Here is a 7,738-nt window from a genome sequence, read left to right as displayed (position 1 = left end):
GCTAATTCCTTTACATTAAAGATCGATTAAAGAACAGAGGCCGTCTGAAAAATCATTTCAGTCTTTCAGACGACCTATTTACCTGATTAGCCTTTACGGGCTTCAGTTACAGCAGCAGCTACGTGGGCAGGAGCTTCAGAATATTTCTTGAACTCCATAGAGTAAGTAGCGCGGCCTTGGGTTGCAGAACGCAGGTCGGTAGAATAACCGAACATTTCTGCCAGAGGTACTTCGGCACGGACTTTTTTACCGCCGATACCGTCATCATCCATACCCAATACAACGCCACGACGACGGTTCAAGTCGCCCATTACGTCACCCATGTATTCTTCAGGGGTTTCCACTTCAACTGCCATGATCGGCTCAAGCAGAGCAGGATTGGCTTTACGCATACCTTCTTTGAAGGCTTGAGAAGCAGCCAATTCGAAGGCCAGTTGAGAGGAGTCAACGTCGTGTGAAGAACCAAAGATCAAACGTACGCGTACGTCAACTACTGGGTAGCCTGCAACGATACCGTTAGGCAGGGTATCGCGGATACCTTTATCGACAGACGGAATGAATTCGCGAGGAATCACACCACCTTTAATTTCATCGATAAATTCGTAACCTGCACCACCCGGCTCCATAGGTTCCATTTTGATCACAACGTGACCGTATTGACCTTTACCACCGGATTGTTTAGCGTGTTTGTATTCGGCTTCGACTTCTTTGCGGATAGTTTCGCGGTAAGCCACTTGAGGCGCACCGATATTTGCTTCCACTCCGAATTCGCGTTTCATACGGTCAACAATAATTTCCAGGTGCAGCTCACCCATACCCGAAATAATGGTTTGACCGGATTCTTCGTCTGTACGAACACGGAAAGATGGGTCTTCTTTAGCCAAACGGTTCAAGGCGATACCCATTTTCTCTTGGTCGGCTTTGGTTTTCGGCTCAACGGCAATATGGATTACCGGCTCAGGGAATTCCATGCGTTCCAAGATAATCGGTGCGCTTTCCGCACACAAGGTTTCACCGGTAGTAACGTCTTTCAGACCGATAGCGGCTGCGATATCACCAGCACGTACTTCTTCAATTTCAGTACGGTCCGCAGCAGTCATTTGTACCAAACGGCCGATACGTTCACGAGTGCCTTTTACAGAGTTCAATACGGTATCACCGGACTTCACGACACCAGAGTAAACGCGGATGAAAGTCAGCTGACCAACGTATTTGTCGTTCAACATTTTGAACGCCAATGCAGAGAATTTCTCTTCATCGCTGGCTTGACGGCTGTCGGCTTCTTCAGTGTTAGGATTAACACCTTGAACCGGAGGAATATCGGTAGGAGCTGGCAGCAATTCTACAACTGCGTCCAACATACGTTGAACACCTTTGTTTTTAAATGCAGAACCACACAACATAGGTTGGATTTCGCCTGCCAGAGTACGTTGACGCAATCCGCCTACGATTTCTTCTTCAGTCAGCTCGTCGCCGCCCAAGTATTTATCCATCAATTCTTCGCTGGCTTCTGCTGCAGCTTCAATCATGTTTTGACGCCATTCTTCAGCAGTTTCAACCAACTCAGCAGGAATATCGCCATAGGTAAAGGTTGTACCTTTATCAGCTTCGTTCCAGATGATAGATTTCATTTTCAGCAGGTCAACAACGCCACTGAAGCTGTCTTCTGCGCCAACCGGAATTACGATAGGCACAGGGTTTGCGCGCAAACGGGTTTTCATTTGCTCAACAACGCGGAAGAAGTTGGCACCTTGACGGTCCATTTTATTTACAAACGCCAAGCGTGGCACTTGGTATTTGTTGGCTTGACGCCATACGGTTTCAGATTGTGGCTGAACACCGCCCACCGCACAGTAAACCATTACTGCACCATCCAATACACGCATAGAGCGCTCCACCTCTACGGTAAAGTCAACGTGTCCCGGGGTGTCGATGATGTTAAAACGGTGTTCGGGGAATTGTTTCGCCATACCGGACCAGTAGGAAGTTACGGCAGCAGAGGTAATGGTAATACCACGCTCTTGCTCTTGTTCCATGTAGTCGGTAGTAGCCGCACCGTCATGCACCTCGCCCAATTTGTGGGTCAAACCGGTATAGAACAAAATACGTTCTGTAGTAGTGGTTTTACCCGCGTCGATATGGGCGGAAATACCGATGTTGCGGTACAGGCTGATCGGGGTCTTACGAGCCATTTTATTAGCCTTTCAAAATTAGAAACGGAAGTGAGAGAATGCTTTGTTGGCTTCAGCCATGCGGTGTACTTCTTCACGTTTTTTCAACGCACCGCCGCGACCTTCGGACGCATCAATCAACTCGCCTGCCAAACGCAGGTCCATGGATTTCTCACCACGTTTGCGGGCCGCATCGCGAACCCAGCGCATTGCAAGAGCCAAACGGCGTGAAGGACGAACCTCAACAGGAACTTGGTAGTTTGCACCACCTACACGGCGGCTTTTCACTTCCACGATAGGTTTGGCGTTTGCAATGGCTTCGTTGAATACTTCGATTGCTGCTTTGCCGGTTTTTTTCTCGATTTGTTCCAGTGCACCGTAAACGATACGTTCTGCAACAGATTTTTTACCGTCAATCATCAATACGTTCATGAATTTAGTCAGCTCAACGCTGCCGAATTTAGGATCTGGCAGTACGTCACGCTTAGGGACTTCTCTACGTCTTGGCATTTTAATTTCCTTTAATCTATTCAGTTGGGTCAATTCCCATGAATACCCAATTGAGTATTCACTTACTCGGCCGTTGTTCAGCTTAGGCGGCCGACGTGCCTATTTGAGCCCCGATAATTATTTAGGACGCTTAGCACCGTATTTAGAACGGGCTTGTTTACGGTCTTTAACACCTGCAGTATCCAAAGAACCGCGTACAGTGTGGTAACGTACACCTGGCAAGTCTTTTACACGACCGCCGCGAATCAATACGACGCTGTGCTCTTGCAGGTTGTGACCTTCACCGCCGATGTATGAAATTACTTCAAAACCGTTGGTCAGGCGAACTTTACATACTTTACGCAATGCAGAGTTAGGTTTTTTAGGGGTAGTTGTGTATACACGGGTGCACACGCCACGTTTTTGCGGGCAAGCTTCCAGTGCAGGCACTTTGTTTACGTACACAGGCTTTTGACGGCCTTTGCGTACCAATTGGTTAATAGTTGGCATATTTTCTCGTCCTGTTGAGTTAAATACTTGCCGACACCATGTCGACAAGATTGGAATTATATTTTTATTGTAAGGGTTTAGTCAAGCAAATGACTGATAAAGTTTGGTGTTTTCCAATTTATGTCTAAATTTTAGAAACAAAGGCCGTCTGAAACATTCAGATGGCCTTTGGCATTTTAAACAAGTCCGCAATTTGGTTCTCTACTTATTTTCTCCATTGCTTTCCTTATTTATTTAGATGGCCTGAAACTCCACTCTCTTTTATGTCCTCTAAAAAATGAAACCGCAAGCCAGTCTTGCGGTTTCATTTTCACAATAATCCCGAGGGATTATTCGTCTGAAGCTTCGGTTTCAGAAGTTTCTTGATCAGCTTGCTGCCATTGTTGATGACGACTGCGGTGGTAGGTCAAACCTGTACCGGCAGGAATCAAACGACCAACAATCACGTTCTCTTTCAAACCGCGCAGCTCGTCTTGTTTGCCCATAATAGCGGCCTCTGTCAAGACGCGGGTTGTTTCTTGGAACGATGCCGCAGAAATAAAGCTGTCTGTAGACAAGGAAGCTTTGGTAATACCCAGCAACACGTTTTCGTAACGTGCCGGCTCTTTGTCTTCAGCCATGGCTTTTTCATTGGCAAGCATCACATCGCCACGCTCAACTTGCTCACCAGTAATGAACTCTGTATCACCTGAATCAACGATGTTCACTCGACGCAGCATTTGACGGATGATGACTTCGATGTGTTTATCGGAAATCTTCACACCTTGCAGGCGGTAAACCTCTTGCACCTCTTGAACAATGTAGCGGGCCAATGCTTCGATACCTTGCAGACGCAGAATGTCGTGTGGATCTACGGCACCGTCTACGATGGTTTCACCGCGGTTTACCACTTGACCGTCGTGTACCAGAATTTGTTTCTCTTTAGAAATCAGGGTTTCGTATGCTACACCGTCTACGTCGGTAATAATCAGACGCTGTTTACCTTTGGTTTCTTTACCGAAGGAAACTGTACCGGTAATTTCTGCCAACATACCTGCATCTTTCGGCACGCGTGCTTCAAACAATTCGGCTACGCGTGGCAGACCACCGGTAATATCGCGGGTTTTAGAAGACGCTTGCGGAATACGCGCCAATACATCACCCTTACCGACTTCCTGACCTTCACGGATGGTAATCACCGCACCGACCGGGAATGCCATAGAAACTGGGGTAGTGGTACCTGGGATGCAAATTTCCAGACCGTTTTCATCCAACAGTTTGACAGTCGGACGCAACAGTTTAGAAGCACCAGAGGAACGACGTTTACCGTCAATCACTACCAGAGTAGACAAACCGGTGACATCGTCGGTTTGTTTCGCAACGGTAACACCTTCTTCCACGTTTTCGAATTTCACCGTACCTGCGTGTTCGGTGATCATCGGACGGGTGTGCGGGTCCCAAGTTGCCAAAGTTTGACCGGCTTTAATGGCTTCGCCGTCTTGTACCAGCAGGATTGCACCGTAAGGTACTTTGTGACGTTCACGTTCACGACCGATATCGTCGTGAATCACTACTTCACAAGAACGGCCGATAACAACCAACTCGCCTTTGTTGTTGGCAACATAACGCATTTGGCTGCTGAAACGTGCTGTACCGTTGGATTTGGCTTCTACTTGACTGGCCGCCGCTGCACGAGATGCCGCACCACCGATGTGGAACGTACGCATGGTCAGCTGAGTACCTGGCTCACCAATGGATTGTGCCGCAATCACACCAACTGCCTCACCGGCGTTAACCAGTTTACCGCGTGCCAAGTCGCGACCATAGCAGTGTGCACACAGGCCATGACGGGTTTTACAAGTAATTGGCGTACGGACTTTAACTTCATCGACACCGGATTGGTCAATCATATCTACCAGTTTCTCGGTCAACAACGTACCGGCTTCAACCAAAGTCTCGCCAGTCGAAGGATCGACAACATCAGAAGCAGTAACGCGGCCCAAAATACGATCGCGCAAGGCTTCAATCACATCACCGCCTTGTACCACTGCCTTCATCACAAAGCCGTCTGAAGTACCGCAATCGTCTTCAACAACTACCAAATCTTGGGTTACGTCTACCAAACGACGGGTCAGGTAACCGGAGTTTGCCGTTTTCAACGCGGTATCCGCCAAACCTTTACGCGCACCGTGGGTCGCAATAAAGTATTGCAATACAGTCAAACCTTCGCGGAAGTTAGAGGTAATTGGCGTTTCGATAATAGAGCCGTCAGGTTTGGCCATCAAACCACGCATACCGGACAACTGTTTAATCTGAGCTGCAGAACCACGGGCACCAGAGTCGGCCATCATGTAAATAGAGTTGAAGGACTCTTGATCAACTTCGTTGCCGTCACGGTCGATAACTTTTTGTTTGGACAGATTGTCCATCATCGCTTTAGCGATCTTATCGCCGGCACGACCCCAAATATCGACCACTTTGTTGTAACGTTCGCCGTTGGTCACCAAACCTTGACGGTATTGGTCTTCGATTTCTTTAACTTCGGCATTAGCCTCAGCCAGCAAGGCTGCTTTTTCTTTCGGAATTTCCATATCGTCAACCGCAATGGAAATACCGCCTTTAGCCGCAAAACCGAAACCGGTATACATCAAGTGGTCGGCAAAAATAACTGTGTCACGCAAACCGCACAGACGGAATGATGCGTTAATCAGTTTAGAAATTTCTTTTTTCTTCAGCGCTTTGTTGATGTACTCGAACGGCAGGCCTTTAGGCAAGATTTCGCTCAACAATGCACGGCCGACAGTCGTTTCGTAACGGTTAACGACAGGCTCAAACTCACCTGCTTCGTTTTTTACCCATTCGCGCAGACGTACGGTAATTTTCGTACCCAGTTCAACCTGTTTGGTATGGTATGCACGATGCACTTCTTTCACATCGGCAAACAGGCTGCCTTCGCCTTTGGCATTGATACGGTCGCGGGTCATGTAGTACAGACCCAATACGATATCTTGAGAAGGTACGATGATTGGTTCGCCGTTGGCTGGAGACAATACGTTGTTTGAAGCCAGCATCAGCGTGCGTGCTTCCATTTGTGCTTCCAAGCTCAATGGAACGTGTACAGCCATTTGGTCACCGTCAAAGTCGGCGTTAAATGCGGCACACACCAATGGGTGCAACTGAATCGCTTTACCTTCGATCAGGATAGGTTCGAACGCTTGAATACCCAAACGGTGCAGGGTTGGCGCACGGTTCAGCATAATCGGATGTTCGCGGATCACTTCTTCCAAGATATCCCATACTTCAGGTACTTCTTGTTCTACCAATTTTTTCGCAGCTTTAACGGTAGACGCCAAACCTTGTTTTTCCAATTTGTGGAAAATGAATGGTTTGAACAGTTCCAACGCCATTTTTTTCGGCAGACCACATTGGTGCAGACGCAGGTATGGACCTACGGTAATCACGGAACGACCAGAGTAGTCCACACGTTTACCCAGCAGGTTTTGACGGAAGCGGCCGCCTTTACCTTTAATCATGTCAGCCAATGATTTCAGCGGACGTTTGTTGGCGCCGGTCATGGCTTTACCGCGACGGCCGTTATCCAACAGAGAGTCAACTGCTTCTTGCAACATACGTTTTTCGTTACGAACGATGATGTCAGGCGCATGCAGTTCCAACAGACGTTTCAGACGGTTGTTACGGTTAATAACGCGGCGGTACAAATCGTTCAAATCGGAAGTGGCAAAACGACCACCATCCAATGGAACCAACGGACGCAAATCAGGCGGCAATACCGGCAGCACGTCCATAATCATCCATTCCAGTTTCATACCGGAACGGTGGAAAGCTTCCAATACTTTCAAACGTTTGGCAATTTTTTTAATTTTGGTGTCAGAACCGGTAGATTCCAGCTCTTGACGCAGGATTTCGATTTCGCCGGTAATATCCAAGGTGCGCAACAATTCACGGATACCTTCTGCACCCATTTTGGCATCGAAGTCGTCGCCGTATTCGTCCAGTTTGTTGTAGTAATCGTCTTCAGTCAGTAATTGACGACGTTGCAACGGAGTCATGCCGGGATCGGTTACCACAAATGCTTCAAAGTACAATACGCGTTCGATATCGCGCAAAGTCATGTCCAGTACCATACCCAAGCGGGAAGGCAGGGATTTCAAGAACCAAATATGGGCAACAGGTGCAGCCAATTCAATGTGGCCCATGCGTTCGCGGCGTACTTTAGACAAGGTCACTTCTACGCCACATTTTTCACAGGTTACGCCTTTAAATTTCAAGCGTTTGTATTTACCGCACAAACATTCATAGTCTTTGACCGGACCAAAGATTTTGGCGCAGAACAAACCGTCGCGCTCAGGTTTGAACGTACGGTAGTTGATGGTTTCAGGTTTTTTAACTTCGCCATAAGACCATGAGCGGATGGTTTCGGGAGAGGCAATACCGATTTTGATGGTATCAAACTCTTCTTCCATGCCGGCAGTTTGCAACGGATTAAATAAGTTCAACAAATTCATTTTTGCTCCTTGAAGGAAGTATTTTTACCGCATGGCGGATTTTCGATATTGGGAAACGGTACT

At 47.7% G+C, this 7,738-nt stretch carries 4 protein-coding genes; all 4 read right to left on the bottom strand.

Annotated features, from left to right (window positions below):
* Positions 1–86 precede the first annotated feature (86 nt).
* Positions 87–2,192, bottom strand: a complete 2,106-nt coding sequence (fusA, locus tag O3660_RS10710) for an elongation factor G (protein WP_004565796.1) — start codon at positions 2,190–2,192, stop codon at positions 87–89.
* Between the two features lie 18 nt (positions 2,193–2,210).
* A complete protein-coding gene (gene rpsG / locus O3660_RS10705; RefSeq protein ID WP_003745196.1) occupies positions 2,211–2,681 on the bottom strand; it encodes a 30S ribosomal protein S7 in 471 nt (156 codons plus the stop codon).
* Between the two features lie 117 nt (positions 2,682–2,798).
* Entirely contained in the window at positions 2,799–3,170 is a 372-nt protein-coding gene (rpsL, locus tag O3660_RS10700; RefSeq protein WP_002218431.1) for a 30S ribosomal protein S12, read from the bottom strand.
* 329 nt (positions 3,171–3,499) lie between these two features.
* Positions 3,500–7,675, bottom strand: a complete 4,176-nt coding sequence (rpoC, locus tag O3660_RS10695) for a DNA-directed RNA polymerase subunit beta' (RefSeq protein ID WP_371464950.1) — start codon at positions 7,673–7,675, stop codon at positions 3,500–3,502.
* Positions 7,676–7,738: the final 63 nt, after the last annotated feature.

Source organism: Neisseria sp. 27098_8_139 (assembly GCF_041433195.1).
GTDB lineage: Bacteria > Pseudomonadota > Gammaproteobacteria > Burkholderiales > Neisseriaceae > Neisseria > Neisseria subflava.
The sequence above is the reverse complement of the archived record's forward strand: the minus strand, read 5'-3'. Positions and strand labels throughout refer to the sequence as shown.

What these genes read in the sequence shown, in the direction of transcription:
- rpoC (WP_371464950.1), bottom strand. Translation starts at nt 7,675, where the DNA reads ATGAATTTGTTGAACTTATTTAATCCGTTGCAAACTGCCGGCATGGAA.
- rpsL (WP_002218431.1), bottom strand. Translation starts at nt 3,170, where the DNA reads ATGCCAACTATTAACCAATTGGTACGCAAAGGCCGTCAAAAGCCTGTG.
- rpsG (WP_003745196.1), bottom strand. Translation starts at nt 2,681, where the DNA reads ATGCCAAGACGTAGAGAAGTCCCTAAGCGTGACGTACTGCCAGATCCT.
- fusA (WP_004565796.1), bottom strand. Translation starts at nt 2,192, where the DNA reads ATGGCTCGTAAGACCCCGATCAGCCTGTACCGCAACATCGGTATTTCC.